The following is a 13,806-nucleotide window of genomic DNA, read 5'->3' on the forward strand; positions in this document are numbered from 1 at the left end:
TCATTGCTTCGCGCTGCATCGTCGCCGGCGCTCGAGTCATTGGCGCCGCTCCTCCTCATTGCTTCGCGCTGCATCGTCGCCGGCGCTCGAGTCATGCCCGGTCAACCTTTTCGGGCTTGGCGTCTATTCCGGACTCCTTGCGCTGCTGGGCGGTGATCGGCGCCGGCGCATCGGTGAGCGGGTCGACGCCGCCGCCGGTCTTCGGGAACGCGATCACCTCGCGGATGGAGTCGACCCCCGACAGCAGGGCGTTGATCCGGTCCCAGCCGAACGCGATCCCGCCGTGCGGGGGCGCCCCAAAGGTGAACGCCTCCAACAGGAATCCGAACTTCTCCTCGGCCTCGGCGTGGTCGAGTCCCATCACCGCGAACACCCGCTCCTGGATGTCGCGGCGGTGGATACGGATCGAGCCGCCGCCGATCTCGTTGCCGTTGCAGACGATGTCGTAGGCGTCGGCGAGCACGTTGCCCGGATCGGTGTCGATCGCGTCCTCATGCCCGGGCTTGGGCGAGGTGAACGCGTGATGCACGGCGGTCCACGCCCCGGAGCCGACGGCCACGTCGCCGGCCGCGGTCGCGTCGTCGGCGGGTTCGAACAGCGGCGGGTCGACCACCCAGACGAACGCCCAGGCGTCCGGATCGATCATGCCCAGCCGGTGCGCGATCTCACCGCGCGCCGCCCCCAGCAGGGCCCGCGACGGCTTCGGCGGGCCCGCCGAGAAGAAGACGCAGTCCCCCGGCTCGGCCCCGACGTGCGCGGCCAGCCCGTCGCGCTCGGCGTCGGATAGGTTCTTGGCGACGGGACCGCCCAGCGTGCCGTCGTCGGCGATCAGCACGTAGGCCAGCCCGCGGTGGCCGCGCTGCTTGGCCCACTCCTGCCAGCCGTCCAGCGTCCGCCGCGGCTGCGAGGCGCCGCCCGGCATCACCACCGCACCGACGTAGGGTGCCTGGAAGACGCGAAATGTGGTGTCTTTGAAGAACTCTGTGCAGTCGACGAGCTCAAGGGCGAATCGCATGTCGGGCTTGTCGGAGCCGAACCGGCGCATCGCCTCGGCGTAGCTGATCCGCGGGATGGGCGTCGGGATCTGGTACCCGATCAGCGCCCACAGCGCCGAGAGGATCTCCTCGGAGATGGCGAGGATGTCCTCGGCGTCCACGAAGCTCATCTCCATGTCGAGCTGGGTGAACTCGGGCTGGCGGTCGGCGCGGAAGTCCTCGTCGCGGTAGCAGCGGGCGATCTGGTAGTAGCGCTCCATTCCCGCCACCATCAGCAGCTGCTTGAACAGCTGCGGGCTCTGCGGCAGGGCGTAGAACGACCCGGGCTGCAGCCGGGCAGGCACCAGGAAGTCGCGGGCGCCTTCGGGTGTCGACCGTGTCATCGTCGGCGTCTCGATCTCGACGAAATCGTGCTCGGCCAGCACGCCGCGAGCGGCCGCATTCACCTTGGAGCGCAACCGAATTGCCGCGGCGGGGGCGTCGCGGCGCAGGTCGAGGTAGCGGTACTTCAGCCGGGTTTCCTCGCCGGCGGGCTCGTCGAGCTGGAAGGGCAGCGGCGCGCTCTCCCCGAGCACGGTCAGCGCGGTGGCGTTGACCTCGATCTCACCGGTCGCGATCTCGGGGTTGGCGTTGCCCTCCGGGCGGATCTCCACGACACCGGTGACCGCGACGCAGAACTCGGCGCGCAGCCGGTGCGCCTGGGCCAGCACGTCTTCGGCGCGGAACACCACCTGGGTGATCCCGGACGCGTCGCGCAGGTCGATGAAGATGACGCCGCCGTGGTCGCGGCGGCGGGCCACCCAGCCCGCTAGCGTCACCTGCTGCCCGGCGTCGCTACTCCTCAGCGACCCGGCGGCGTGGCTGCGCAGCACGAAAGCACTCCCCTTTACGTTGGACGACAGATCAGTCTAAGGGGCGGTGTAGTTTCGCTCGTATCGCCACAAACATCGCACTCGTCGGTCCGGGCGCCGTCGGTACGACGGTCGCCGCGCTGCTGTCGCGGGCCGGACATTCGGTCGTAGTGTGCGGTCGCACCCCGCGCGAGAGCATCGAACTGCGGCCCGACGGCGCCGACCCGATCGTCGTCCCCGGCCCGGTGAACACCGATCCCGGCGAGGTTTCCGGCCCGGTCGACGTGGTGCTGCTTGCCGTCAAGGCCACCCAGAACGACCAGGCGGCCGCCTGGCTGGCCCGGCTCTGCGACGTCCACACCATCGTCGTCGTGCTGCAAAACGGTGTGGAGCAGGTCGAGCAGGTGCAGCCACACTGCCCGCGATCCCCCGTCATCCCCGGCATCGTCTGGTACTCGGCCGAGACCCAGCCCGACGGCTGGGTGCGGCTGCGCGGCGAGGCGGCCCTGGTGCTGCCCAGCGGGCCCTCGGCGGAGACGGTCGCCGAACTGCTGCGCGGCGCCGGCTGCCGGGTGGACTGCGACCCCGACATCATCACCGCGGGCTGGCGCAAGCTACTCACCAACGCGCTGGCCGGGTTCATGGCGCTGTCGCGCCGGCGGTCGGGGATGTTTCGCCGCGACGACGTGGCCGCGCTGTCGCGCCGCTACCTCGCCGAATGCCTGGCCGTCGCGCGGGCCGAGGGCGCCCGGCTTCCCGACGGCATCGCCGACGAGCTGACCGACCTGTTCCGCAACGCCCCCGAGGACATGGGCACGTCGATCCTGACGGACGCGGAAAATCACCGGCCGATGGAATGGGACGTCCGCAACGGCGTGATCATCCGCAAGGCCCGGGCCCATGGCCTGGCCACACCGATCAGCGACGTCGTGGTGCCGTTGTTGGCCGCGGCGAGCGACGGGCCCGGTTAGATTAATTTCATGTTCCCCTGCGAGCGCGTCGACGTGAACTTCATCGAATCGGCGCCATTTGCGTTCCGCAACAGCGTCGACCTGGCCATCACCCCCGAGCAGCTGTTCGAGGTGCTCTCCGACGCGGCATCCTGGCCGCGCTGGGCGAAGGTGATCACGAAGGTGACCTGGACCAGCCCCGAGCCCCGCGGCGTCGGCACCACCCGCGTCGTGGAGATGCGCGGCGGCATCGTCGGCAACGAGGAATTCCTCGCGTGGGAACCCTTCACGCACATGGCTTTTCGCTTCAATGAATGCTCGACCAAGTCCGTGGCGGCCTTCGCCGAGGACTACCGGGTCGAGGTCATCCCGGGCGGCTGCCGGCTGACGTGGACCATGGCCCAGAAGCCGGCCGGCCCGGCGAAGCTGGCGATGGTCGTGGTCGGGCCGCTGCTGAACCTGGCCCTGCGCCGATACCTGCGCAACCTGCGTAGCTACACCGACTCCCTTGCGACCCGGAAACCTTAGGAGCGTGTCATGACCTTCAACGAGGGCATGCAGATCGACACCAGCGCAGCATCGTCGTCCGGCGGTGGCGGGATGGGGATGGCCGTCGGGGGCGGCGGCCTCGGGCTGATCATTCTGCTCGGGGCGCTGTTTTTGGGCGTCGACCCCGGTCGCGTGATGAACCAGCCGCAGACCAACACCGGCGGCTATTCCGCGCCCGGTTTCGACCTGAGCCAGTGCAAGACCGGCGCCGACGCCAACAAGTACGTGCAATGCCGCGTGGTCGCCACCGGCAATTCGGTGGACGCGGTGTGGCATCAGCTGATGCCGGGTTACACCCGCCCCCATGTGCGCCTGTTCAGCGACCAGGTGAGCACCGGTTGCGGACCGGCCACTACCGACGTCGGGCCGTTCTACTGCCCGGCCGACCAGACGGCCTACTTCGACACCAGCTTCTTTCAGGATGTGCTCGTCAAGCAGCTGCATTCCAGCAACGGGGCTTTCGCGCAGGAATACGTCGTCGCCCACGAATACGGTCATCACGTGCAACAGCTGCAGGGCGACCTGGGCCGCGCCCAGCAGGGAGCCAAGGGCGCCGGCGGCAACGGCGTGCGCACCGAGCTGCAGGCCGACTGCTACGCCGGCATCTGGGCGCACTACGCCGCGACGGTCAACCAGAAGGACGGCACGCCGTTCCTGAATCCGTTGACCGACGAGGACATTCGCGACGCGCTATCGGCCGCCGCCTCGGTCGGCGACGACCGCATCCAGAAACAGGCGACCGGGCGGGTCAACCGCGAGAGCTGGACCCACGGCTCGGCCGAGCAGCGCCAGCATTGGTTCACCGTCGGCTATCAGACCGGTGACCCGAAGCAGTGCGACACTTTCTCCGCACCCGATTTGGGTTAGCCCTACGACGATGCAGCCCGCGCAGCGGGGTGAGGAGGAGTAGGGCAATCGGGTTAGACGCCAAGTAGTTTGCGCAGTTCGCCCCGGCCGGCCTCGTCGAGCGGCAGCAGCGGCGCGCGCGGATCCCCGACCGGGAAGTCGAGCAGCTCCAGGCCGGCCTTGACGGTGGTGGCCAGCCCGCCCGCGACGATGAAGGTGAGCAGCGGCTTGAGGTCGTCGTAGAGCTTCTGCGCCGTGTCGAGGTCGTTCGCGCGCACCGCCTCGTAGAGGTCGATGCAGGGCTGCGGCCGCAAACACGGTGCGGCCGTGCACCATCCGGACGCCCCGGCCTTCAGCGCGTCGAGCACCAGCGGGTTGCTGCCGTTGTAGAAGGGCAGCCGATTGCCGGACAGTTCGGCGATGCGCTGCATGCGGGTCAGGTCGCCGGTGGACTCCTTGACCATGGTCACGTTGTCGATGGATTCGAACATGCGCACCAGCAACTCGGGCGGCATGTCGACGCCGCTGGTGGCCGGGTTGTTGTAGGCCATGATCGGGATCGAGATGGCATCGCTGATGCTGCGGTAGTGCGCGAAGATCTCCCGCTCGGTCAGCTTCCAGTAGGACACCGGCAAGATCATCACGGCGTCGGCCCCGGCCTGCTGCGCGTAGGTGGCGCGCCGAATGGTCTTGGCGGTGGTCACATCCGACACGCCGACCACCACCGGTACCCGGCCCGCGACGGTGGCGATGGTGGTGTCGACCACGGTGTCGAATTCGGGTTCGTCGAGATAGGCGAGTTCGCCGGTGCTGCCCAGCGGTGCGATCGCATGAACGCCGGCGGACACCAGCCGGTCAACCAGCGCCGCAAGGCGTTTCGTGTCGATGCCGTCCCCAGAGAACGGCGTTACCGGGTAGGCGATGATGCCGTGGATCTTGGGCTCGGACGTCTGCGCCACAGGGGGCTCCTCGGATTCGGTTGGCGGATAACGGTTTAGCTGGTCAGGGCGTCCGGGTGCCGGGCCAGGGCCCGGCGGGCGTAGTAGGCGAAGTTGGCGCGGCTGCGCTGCGGCGACAGCGTCCAGTCGTGGGCCTCGCGGGCCAGCTCCTCGGGTAGCTCTTTGACGGTGCCGGCGGCCATCGCGGCCAGCTGCAGTTTCGCGGCGCGCTCGATGAGGATGCCCAACGAGCACGCCTCCTCGACGCTGGCGCCGGCGATGACGTGGCCGTGGTGGGCCAGCAGGACCGCCTTCTTGTCCCCCAGCGCGGCGGAGATGATCTCCCCCTCCTCGTTGCCGACCGGCACGCCCGGCCATTTCTCCAGGAACGCGCAGTCGCCGTAGAGCGGCGTGGTGTCCATGTGGGACACGATCAGCGGAACTTCCAGCATCGACAGCGCCGCCACGTGGAACGCGTGCGTGTGCACGATGCATTGCACATCGGGGCGCGCGCGATAGATCCAGCTGTGAAAGCGGTTGGCGGGGTTGGCGATTCCGTCTCCCTCAAGGACGTTGAGGTCCTCGTCGACCAAAAGCAGGTTGGCGTCGGTGATCTCGTCGAAGCCCAGACCGAGCCGCTGGGTGTAGTAGGTGCCGTCCCGCTCGGCGCGGGCGGTGATCTGCCCGGCCAACCCGGAATCGTGCCCGGCGTCGAACAGGGCGCGGCACGTCAGGGCGAGCTTCTGGCGCGTGGTCAGCGGCGCATCGGCGGCGTCCTTGTATTGAAAGGCCGTCAACTGCTCGGCCGCCCGGCGCATCAAGTCGGATTTCGAATCGGTGAACGTGCTGGCCATAACGGGCTCCCTCGGCGATATGACACGATATTATCACTATAGGAAACCTTGTGTCATGAGAGGGGCGGCCGGTGACGGCACTGTTGCGCGCGGTCCGCAAGCAACGCGGCCTGACTCTCGAGGCCCTGGCCCAGCAGACCGGGCTGACCAAGAGCTACCTGTCCAAGATCGAGCGCCGGCGCAGCACGCCGTCGATCGCGGTCGCCCTCAAGGTCGCCAAGGCGCTGGACGTCGACGTCGGGCGGCTGTTCTCCGAGGAGGCCGCCCACGAGAAGATCACCGTCGAACGGGCCGCCAATGCGCAGGGCGGGCGCTACCGGGTGCTGGCCTCGTCGCTGCTGGGAAAGTCGATGTCGCCGTTCGTGGTTCGCCCGACCGAGCAGCCGGCCGACGACCCGCATCCCGAGCACACGGGTCAGGAATTCCTGTTCGTGCACGCCGGGACCGTCGAGCTCGACTACGGGGATCAGACGTTCAGCCTCGGGCCCGGCGACAGCGCCTATTTCGACGCCGCGATCGGCCACCAGGTCCGGGCCGTCGGCGCCGAACCCGCCGAGGTCGTCGTCGTGGCTACCAGGGACGCGTCGAGCAGGTGACTCCGGTGGTGGCGCTCTGGGTCACCACGACCTGGCCGTCCACCGCGATCTGGCACTGAATCTGCGGCGTGTTCGACGAGTCGCAGTCCGGCCAGTGGCATCCACCGCTGGCGTTGACGAACGCCCACTGGTTGGGGTCGGCCAGGGTGGCGTTGTAGACGAGCGGCTGCCCGGCGGTGAACGCCGTCTGCACGGTGTTCAGGAACTGCGACGAGTTCGAGTTGAAGGCCGCCTGGCTGGGCGGATCGCTGTTCATGTACCTGACGTTGCCGGTCAGGTTGCCGGTGGCGGTGATCGTGTACGTCACCTGGTGGCCGGCGGGATCCGCGTGAGAGGTGGCGGGCGTCGCAATCATCGCAGCGGCCGCGGCAAACGTCGCCGCCGCGATCCTCGTGGTCGCTATTCGCACGTTCGTCATATCTCAAACGCTACCGAATCCGTTACCGCCGCATCCGGGAAACGGCCTCTACCACGCGGGGCGTTCACCTTCAGGTCGCGCGGCTGCGGTATGAAGCAGGAGTGAGCGACGATTCAGAACATGCCGGCATCAGCCGCCGCCGGTTACTCACATCGAGTGCGGCCTCCGCGGTTCTCGGCGGCGTCGGGGTGGGCGGCGCCGCGCTGCTGTGGTCGCAGCCCGCCGGCCCCCGCGGGCCCGCGGCCTGGCTGCAGCCCGACCGCAACGGCGCGCCACCGATCGGCGGGCTGCACCTGCAATTCGGCAGGGACGCCGCCACCGAGGTGGTGGTGTCCTGGCACACCACCGACGCCGTCCGCAATCCGCGTGTCCTGCTCGGTACGCCGACATCCGGCTTCGGCCGCACCGTGGCCGCCGAGACCCGCACCTACCGGGACGCCAAGTCGGGCACCGAAGTTCGCGTCAATCACGCCCGGCTGACCGACCTGACCCCGGACACCGACTACGTGTACGCCGCGGTGCACGACGGAGCCGAACCGGAACAGGGCACCGTACGAACGGCGCCATCGGGCCGAAAGCCCTTGCGTTTCACCAGCTTCGGCGACCAGTCCACGCCGGCTCTGGCCAAGATGCCCGACGGACGCTATGCGACCGACAACATCGGCTCGCCGGCGGCCGCCGACACCACCATGGCCATCGAGCGCCTCGGCCCGCTGTTCAACCTGGTCAACGGCGACCTGTGCTACGCCAACCTGGCCCAGAACCGGATCCGGACCTGGTCGAACTGGTTCGACAACAACACCCGCTCGGCCCGCCACCGGCCCTGGATGCCGGCGGCCGGCAACCATGAGAACGAATTGGGCAACGGGCCGATCGGTTACGGCGCTTATCAGACCTACTTCGCGGTGCCCGATTCCGGGTCCAGCCCCCAGACCCGCGGCCTGTGGTACTCATTCACCGCCGGTTCGGTGCGGGTGATCAGCCTGGCCAACGACGACGTGGCCTACCAGGACGGTGGCAACTCCTACGTGCACGGCTACTCCGGCGGAGAGCAAAGGCGCTGGCTGGCAAGCGAACTCGCCGCGTCGCGGAACGATCCGAATATCGACTGGGTGGTCGTGTGCATGCACCAGACGGCGATCTCCACCGCCGACAAGACCAACGGGGCCGACCTGGGGATCCGGGAGGAATGGCTGCCGCTGTTCGACCAGTACCAGGTGGACCTGGTGTTGTGCGGCCACGAGCACCACTACGAACGCTCGCATCCCGTGCGGGGCGCGCTGGGGACCGACACCCGCACGCCGATCCCCGTCGACAGCCGAAGCGATCTCATCGACTCCACCAGGGGCACGGTGCACCTGGTCATCGGCGGCGGCGGCACCTCGGCGCCGAGCAACGCAATGTTCTTTCCCGAACCCCGGTGCCGGGTGGTCACCGGCGTGGGGGCGTTCGACCCCGGGCTACGGCGCAAGGCGCCGATCTACGTCCTCGAGGACGCGCCGTGGTCGGCGTTCCGCGACCGCGACAACCCTTACGGCTTCGCGGCTTTCGACGTCGACCCGGGCCGCCCCGGCGGCAATACCTCGATCAAGGCGACGCATTACGCGTTGCGGGGCCCGCTGGGCGACATGGTCGTGATCGATGAATTCACCCTGACCAAGCCGCGCCGCGACAAAAGCTAGCTCAAAACAACGTCTCCTGAACGGGTTGCGGCGTTTCGGCCGAAACCGCTTGGGAGAACGGGCGATGATCGCCGGCGAGCCGGTACTTGGCGATCAGCGGGGCGGCGCGCTCCCGGAGCATGTCGCGATAACCCTGCGGCAGGTAGGCGCCCCGCCGGTACAGCTCGCGATAGCGGCCGACCAGTTCGGGATGCGAGCGCGCCAGCCACGACATGAACCATCCGCGGGTCGAGCTGCGCAGGTGCAGGCCGAAAACCGTCACGCTGCCGGCGCCGGCCGCCGCGATCTGGCCGAGCAGCGCGTCGAGATGCTCGGCGGAATCGGTGAGATACGGCAGTACCGGCGCGACCATCACATGGCAGTTCAGCCCGGCGGCGGTGATCGCGCCGATCAGGCCGAGCCGCGCCTGTGGCGTGGGCGTGCCGGGCTCGACGTCGCGGTGCAGCTCGGCATCCCCGACCGCCAGCGACACCGCGACCGACACCGGGACCTGCGCCGCGGCGTCGGCGATCAGCGGCAGGTCGCGGCGCAGCAGGGTGCCCTTGGTCAGGATCGAGAGCGGGGTGCCCGATTCGGCCAGGGCGCCGATGATGCCCGGCATCAACGCGTAGCGCCCCTCGGCCCGCTGGTAGGGATCGGTGTTGGTGCCCAGGGCGACGGTCTCGCGCCGCCACGACGGCCTGCGCAGCTCGCGACGCAGCACCTCGGCCACGTTGGTCTTGACGACGACCTGGGTGTCAAAGTCGTTGCCGCAGTCCAACTCCAGGTATTCGTGGGTGGGCCGGGCGAAGCAGTACCGGCAGGCGTGCGAGCAGCCGCGGTAGCCGTTGACCGTGTAGCGAAACGGCAGGGCCGACGCGTTGGGCACCTTGTTCAGCGCGGACTTGCACAGCACCTCGTGAAACGTGATCCCCTCGAACTGCGGCGAGCGCACGCTGCGGACGAAGCCGATGCGTTGCAGCCCCGGCAGCGCCCCGTCCTCCACCGGTTTCCCGTTGACCGCGACGGCCTGGCTTGCCCACCGCATCCCGCTATTCGAACATCAGTTCGAGATAGAGTCAAGTGCCGTGGCCCATCCGACCCGCTGCGCCGCCGAAAGCCCGGCCTTGTGCGCGGTAGCAAACCAGATTATTTTCGGGTGACCGAACCGAAGGCGGGGTGTTGCACGCATGCGCTTGATCCATGTCGCGGCGGCGGTTGGCATTCCCGTCGTTGTGCTGATGGGGGCGTCGCCGGCCAGCGCGGAAACCGGCGCCGTCGGTTATGCCCAATGCGTCGGAGGCGACACGAAGCCGCCGCCGCCGGGCGTGAGTGCAGACGTGTGGTTCCCCAGCGTCCATGTGATCGACCACGACATCATTTCGGGCGTGCCGGCCGCCGAAGTGGTTGAGAGGCTGGTGAATATGGGAGTCAACCGGGACGACGCCGTTCGTCGCGTGCAGTGTTATCTGGTCAACTCACCGCATTAGCCCGCTTCTACCGCCTACCGCGCGGGGCTAAGCTGCGGATCGTCGCCCTGCACGTCAGCCGCGAGGAGTTATGACCGAACGCATCGAGACTTCCCGCACCATCGCCGCGCCGGCGTCGGACATCTTCGCCGTGCTGTGCGACCCGCAGGGCCACGTGGCGATCGATTCGTCCGGGATGCTCCAGGATGCCGACGGCGATCCGGTGCGCGGCGTCGGTGACCGCTTCGTCGTGCACATGGATCGCGAGTCGTTGAACGACTTTCCCCAACTGGGCAAGTACGACGTCACCGTCGAGATCAAGCAGTTCGAGCAGGACCGCCTGATCGCGTGGACGGTGCTCGGAAAGATCCAGCCACCGATCGGCCATGTGTACGGCTATGCGCTCGCGCCGGCCGAAGACGCCTCGGCCACCGTGGTCACCTCGTTCTACGACTGGTCGGACATCGACCCCAAGTGGCGGGAGGCCGGGATTTTCCCGATCCTGTCAGAGGGCGCGCTGCGGGCGACCCTGGGAATTCTCGACCGCACCGTCCGCCGCGGTTATCCGCGGGGAATCGTGCTGTAAGCCCGGCGGCAGGAGGGACCGACATGTTGCATTCGATGGTTCTGGCGAGTTCGGACCCCGTCGCCGCCGGCTTCATTCTGCGTGGCATCAAAGGGATTTTCGTCGCGATCGGCAGCATCATCGCCGCAATAGTCTGCGGCGTCATCGCCATGATGAAGGGCCGCAATCCACTGGGATGGGGAATCCTTGGGCTGTTTTTCTCCATCCTCACCCTGATCGTGGTGATCGTCATTCCCAGCAAGAAATGACCGGGCCGCGCCGGCCCGCGCCGGCGCGCTAGAAGGGCGGCGGCTCCCCATCCCCCACGGCGTGGGTCGATTCGGAATACCAAGCGTACGAAGGCTTTTCGGCAAGGCGAGCCGTTCGGTTGTGTTTGCGTTCTCCTGCGATGCGGGCGGCGCGGTCTTGGGTGCGGGTGCGGCGGCGTTTGGGCATCATCGCGGTGCGCTCGCCGCAGGGTTCGGGCCGCGGCGCAGCGGGCGCGGGGAGGTCGCCGGTGGGCGCGCACAAGCTGGGAAACAACAGCGCACTACCCGGGGTGGTCACATAAGTCTGACCCGCCGGGGAGGTGAAGATCAGCGTGCCATCGGGCAGCTGTTGGTCACGCCAGCCCCAAAACGTTTTCACCAAATGATGCGTACGACACAGCGCCTTGAGGTTCGAGGCATGCGTGGGCCCACCGGCGGCGTACGGGATGGTGTGGTCCACATCGCAGGCGGTGGCCGGGCGATCACAGCCGGGCCAGCGACAGGTCAGATCCCGACACCGCACGAAATCGGCCAACGCCCGCGAGGGCACATACCCCGCCTCCGGCGGCGCATCGGCGGGATGGGCCAACGGCACCAGCCGCGCCGAGGCCGCCAACTCGGCCAGCACCTCCGGCGGGATCAATCCCTCGGCACCGATCTGCACGCCCGGCGCCCACCCCGCGCTGGTCTGCGGGGCGATCACATGAATCACCACCGGGCCCGCGGCCCGGCCCCCGGCCGCACAATCCGAGCGGCCGCAACGACACCCCAACCAGTCGGCGTCGGCGGCCAACGCCCCCAACGCATCAGCGCGGCGCTGCTCCCGAGTCCGTGGGTCATGCGCACACACCGTGGCCGCCAACGCATCCAGGCGCCGATCCAACGCGTGCGCATCCGGGGCGTACAGGGTGCCCTCCAGATGCGCCAGCCCATCGCCCATGTCGGCCATCCACACCTGCCGGCCGGCCACGCGCTCCTGGCGCCGGCGCACCGCATCCACATCCGCCTTGGCCACGATCTTGTCGACCTGGGCGGCCAACCGGCCCTGACTCAACGACGGCCAGCGGCCCACCGTGGCCGCCAACACCGCGTCCACCGAACGCAACACATCGAGGTCGGTAATCAGATCCGTGCGGAACACAATGGTCTGAAACATCCGGTAATCGATATCCCCGGCGGCAAACACCGCCCCCACTTTCGGCAGGCGTTCGCGCATCGCGCGGGCATAACGCACCCGGCTCGCGGCCAGGCCCTGGCCGATCCGCAACTGCGCGCCCACCTCCGCGGCCACCGCCGCCTCGGTGTCCACCGCCCACTCCTCGCTCTCCGCACAGCGCGAGAGCCGATAGGCAAACAACTCCCCGACCGCCACCAACTGCGCCGCCGCCGCCCGATTCTCCACCCGCGCCACAACCCCGATCTGTTCCAACAGGGCCGCCGACTCCGGCGTCGACGACGGATGACACCGCTCAACGAGCTCATCAAGCTCCGCGATCACCGCACGCCGCCGCACCTCATCGAACATACATTCGACTATGCCACAGGCAACCGACAAGCCGTCTACCAGGGCCGATGAGGGCTAGCGATCGAGCCGCGCAAGCACGTCGGCGACAACGGTCTCCGAAGCGACGGCCGACTGCTCCCCCGTCCCGAGGTCCTTCACCCCGACCGTGCCGGCCTCGATATCGCGGTCGCCCAGCACCAGGGCGACCCGGGCGCCCGACCGGTCGGCCGCGCGCATCGCGCCCTTGAGCCCGCGGTCGCCGTAGGCCAGGTCGACGCGCACCCCGGCGGACCGCAGTTGACCGGCCAGCACCGCCAGCCGCAGCTTGGCCTGCTCGCTCAACGGCACCCCGAAGACCTCGCAGCGCGCCGCCGTCCCCACGCTCTTGCCCTCGGCCCGCAGCGCCAGCAGCGTGCGGTCCACGCCGAGCCCAAATCCGATGCCGGACAGGTCTTGTCCGCCGAGCTCGCGCATCAGGCCGTCGTAGCGGCCCCCGCCGCCGATGCCCGACTGCGCGCCCAGCCCGTCGTGCACGAACTCGAACGTGGTCTTGGTGTAGTAGTCCAGCCCGCGCACCATGCGCGGGTTGATGACGTAGGGCACCCCGAGCGCGTCCAGATGCGCCAGGACGGTGTCGAAGTGCTGCTTGGCCGCATCGGACAGGTGGTCGAGCAGCACCGGCGCATCGGCCGTCATGGCCCGCACCTCGGGTCGCTTGTCGTCGAGGACGCGCAGCGGGTTGATCTCGGCGCGCCGGCGCGTCTCGTCGTCAAGCGAGAGCCCAAACAGGAACTCCTGCAACAGTTCTCGATACGCCGGTCGGCAGCTGTCGTCGCCGAGCGAGGTGATCTCCAGCCGGAAGCCGTCGAGCCCCAGGGAGCGAAAACCCGCGTCGGCCACGGCGATGACCTCGGCGTCCAGGGCCGGGTCGTCGACGCCGATCGCCTCCACGCCGACCTGTTGCAGCTGGCGATAGCGGCCGGCCTGCGGGCGTTCGTAGCGGAAAAACGGTCCCGCGTAACAAAGTTTGACGGGCAACGCGCCGCGGTCCAATCCGTGTTCGATGACGGCGCGGACCACGCCGGCGGTCCCCTCGGGCCGCAGCGTCACCGAACGATCGCCGCGGTCGGCGAACGTGTACATCTCCTTGGACACCACGTCGGTGGACTCGCCCACGCCGCGCGCGAACAGCGCGGTGTCCTCGAAGATGGGCAGCTCGATATCGCCGTAACCGGCGCGGCGGGCGGCCCCGAGCAGTCCGTCGCGCACCGCGACGAACTGGGCCGAGTCCGGCGGGACGTAGTCGGGCACGCCCTTGGGCGCAGAAAATTCCGCCACCGG

General features: G+C 68.7%; 15 protein-coding genes. 8 read left to right on the forward strand and 7 right to left on the reverse strand.

The window, feature by feature from the left end:
- Positions 1–91: 91 nt before the first annotated feature.
- The gene (aspS, locus tag K883_RS24540) at positions 92–1,867 is read right to left on the reverse strand and encodes an aspartate--tRNA ligase (RefSeq protein ID WP_020822997.1); all 1,776 of its coding nucleotides are present in this window, start codon (positions 1,865–1,867) and stop codon (positions 92–94) included.
- 62 nt (positions 1,868–1,929) lie between these two features.
- Here aspS and K883_RS24545 point away from each other — a divergent pair, with 62 nt between their 5' ends.
- From K883_RS24545 to K883_RS24555, 3 genes are read left to right on the forward strand one after another with little or no spacing between them, the layout of a single operon-like run.
- A complete protein-coding gene (locus K883_RS24545) occupies positions 1,930–2,817 on the forward strand; it encodes an oxidoreductase (RefSeq protein ID WP_179945130.1) in 888 nt (295 codons plus the stop codon).
- A gap of 9 nt (positions 2,818–2,826) precedes the next feature.
- Positions 2,827–3,324 (forward strand): SRPBCC family protein, encoded by a 498-nt coding sequence (locus K883_RS24550; protein WP_020822999.1) that lies wholly within the window; start codon positions 2,827–2,829, stop codon positions 3,322–3,324.
- Positions 3,325–3,333: 9 nt separating this feature from the next.
- The gene (locus K883_RS24555; RefSeq protein WP_008258283.1) at positions 3,334–4,212 is read left to right on the forward strand and encodes a KPN_02809 family neutral zinc metallopeptidase; all 879 of its coding nucleotides are present in this window, start codon (positions 3,334–3,336) and stop codon (positions 4,210–4,212) included.
- 53 nt (positions 4,213–4,265) lie between these two features.
- Here K883_RS24555 and K883_RS24560 read toward each other — a convergent pair whose 3' ends face one another.
- Both K883_RS24560 and K883_RS24565 read right to left on the reverse strand, forming a co-directional pair.
- Positions 4,266–5,150 (reverse strand): dihydrodipicolinate synthase family protein, encoded by an 885-nt coding sequence (locus tag K883_RS24560; RefSeq protein WP_020823000.1) that lies wholly within the window; start codon positions 5,148–5,150, stop codon positions 4,266–4,268.
- A 35-nt stretch (positions 5,151–5,185) separates the two neighbouring features.
- On the reverse strand, positions 5,186–5,983 hold the full coding sequence (locus K883_RS24565) for an aldolase (RefSeq protein ID WP_020823001.1): 798 nt from the start codon (positions 5,981–5,983) through the stop codon (positions 5,186–5,188).
- A gap of 71 nt (positions 5,984–6,054) precedes the next feature.
- Between K883_RS24565 and K883_RS24570 the strand changes: the two genes are divergently transcribed.
- Positions 6,055–6,579: a helix-turn-helix domain-containing protein gene (locus tag K883_RS24570; RefSeq protein ID WP_036456105.1), complete on the forward strand. Its 525-nt coding sequence runs from the start codon at positions 6,055–6,057 to the stop codon at positions 6,577–6,579.
- Here K883_RS24570 and K883_RS24575 read toward each other — a convergent pair.
- The gene (locus K883_RS24575; RefSeq protein WP_036456107.1) at positions 6,554–6,997 is read right to left on the reverse strand and encodes a hypothetical protein; all 444 of its coding nucleotides are present in this window, start codon (positions 6,995–6,997) and stop codon (positions 6,554–6,556) included. The genes K883_RS24570 and K883_RS24575 overlap by 26 nt on opposite strands.
- Positions 6,998–7,080: 83 nt before the next feature.
- Between K883_RS24575 and K883_RS24580 the strand changes: the two genes are divergently transcribed.
- Positions 7,081–8,679: a purple acid phosphatase family protein gene (locus K883_RS24580; protein WP_179945131.1), complete on the forward strand. Its 1,599-nt coding sequence runs from the start codon at positions 7,081–7,083 to the stop codon at positions 8,677–8,679.
- 1 nt (position 8,680) lies between these two features.
- Here the strand turns inward: K883_RS24580 and K883_RS24585 are convergent, their stop codons facing one another.
- The gene (locus tag K883_RS24585; protein ID WP_020823005.1) at positions 8,681–9,706 is read right to left on the reverse strand and encodes an Rv2578c family radical SAM protein; all 1,026 of its coding nucleotides are present in this window, start codon (positions 9,704–9,706) and stop codon (positions 8,681–8,683) included.
- Positions 9,707–9,848: 142 nt separating this feature from the next.
- Here K883_RS24585 and K883_RS24590 point away from each other — a divergent pair, with 142 nt between their 5' ends.
- From K883_RS24590 to K883_RS24600, 3 genes are all read left to right on the forward strand, one after another.
- A complete protein-coding gene (locus K883_RS24590) occupies positions 9,849–10,148 on the forward strand; it encodes a glycosyltransferase family protein (RefSeq protein WP_020823006.1) in 300 nt (99 codons plus the stop codon).
- Positions 10,149–10,218: 70 nt separating this feature from the next.
- Positions 10,219–10,713 (forward strand): SRPBCC family protein, encoded by a 495-nt coding sequence (locus K883_RS24595; RefSeq protein WP_020823007.1) that lies wholly within the window; start codon positions 10,219–10,221, stop codon positions 10,711–10,713.
- 23 nt (positions 10,714–10,736) lie between these two features.
- On the forward strand, positions 10,737–10,961 hold the full coding sequence (locus tag K883_RS24600; RefSeq protein ID WP_008258295.1) for a hypothetical protein: 225 nt from the start codon (positions 10,737–10,739) through the stop codon (positions 10,959–10,961).
- 28 nt (positions 10,962–10,989) lie between these two features.
- On the opposite strand, the gene K883_RS24605 is transcribed toward K883_RS24600, so the two are convergent.
- Entirely contained in the window at positions 10,990–12,486 is a 1,497-nt protein-coding gene (locus K883_RS24605) for an HNH endonuclease signature motif containing protein (RefSeq protein ID WP_036456109.1), read from the reverse strand.
- Positions 12,487–12,540: 54 nt separating this feature from the next.
- Positions 12,541–13,803 carry a histidine--tRNA ligase gene (gene hisS / locus K883_RS24610; protein WP_036456111.1) on the reverse strand — a complete coding sequence of 421 codons (1,263 nt, stop codon included), beginning with the start codon at positions 13,801–13,803 and terminating at the stop codon, positions 12,541–12,543.
- Between the last annotated feature and the right edge of the window lie 3 nt (positions 13,804–13,806).

This window comes from Mycobacterium sp. TKK-01-0059 (assembly GCF_000709305.1).
GTDB lineage: Bacteria > Actinomycetota > Actinomycetes > Mycobacteriales > Mycobacteriaceae > Mycobacterium > Mycobacterium intracellulare.

Bases quoted from the DNA above. Each gene is read 5' to 3' on its own strand.
- K883_RS24595 (WP_020823007.1), top strand. From the start codon at position 10,219: ATGACCGAACGCATCGAGACTTCCCGCACCATCGCCGCGCCGGCGTCG.
- K883_RS24590 (WP_020823006.1), top strand. From the start codon at position 9,849: ATGCGCTTGATCCATGTCGCGGCGGCGGTTGGCATTCCCGTCGTTGTG.
- K883_RS24575 (WP_036456107.1), bottom strand. From the start codon at position 6,997: ATGACGAACGTGCGAATAGCGACCACGAGGATCGCGGCGGCGACGTTT.
- K883_RS24555 (WP_008258283.1), top strand. From the start codon at position 3,334: ATGACCTTCAACGAGGGCATGCAGATCGACACCAGCGCAGCATCGTCG.
- K883_RS24600 (WP_008258295.1), top strand. From the start codon at position 10,737: ATGTTGCATTCGATGGTTCTGGCGAGTTCGGACCCCGTCGCCGCCGGC.
- K883_RS24605 (WP_036456109.1), bottom strand. From the start codon at position 12,486: ATGTTCGATGAGGTGCGGCGGCGTGCGGTGATCGCGGAGCTTGATGAG.
- K883_RS24585 (WP_020823005.1), bottom strand. From the start codon at position 9,706: ATGCGGTGGGCAAGCCAGGCCGTCGCGGTCAACGGGAAACCGGTGGAG.
- K883_RS24565 (WP_020823001.1), bottom strand. From the start codon at position 5,983: ATGGCCAGCACGTTCACCGATTCGAAATCCGACTTGATGCGCCGGGCG.
- K883_RS24550 (WP_020822999.1), top strand. From the start codon at position 2,827: ATGTTCCCCTGCGAGCGCGTCGACGTGAACTTCATCGAATCGGCGCCA.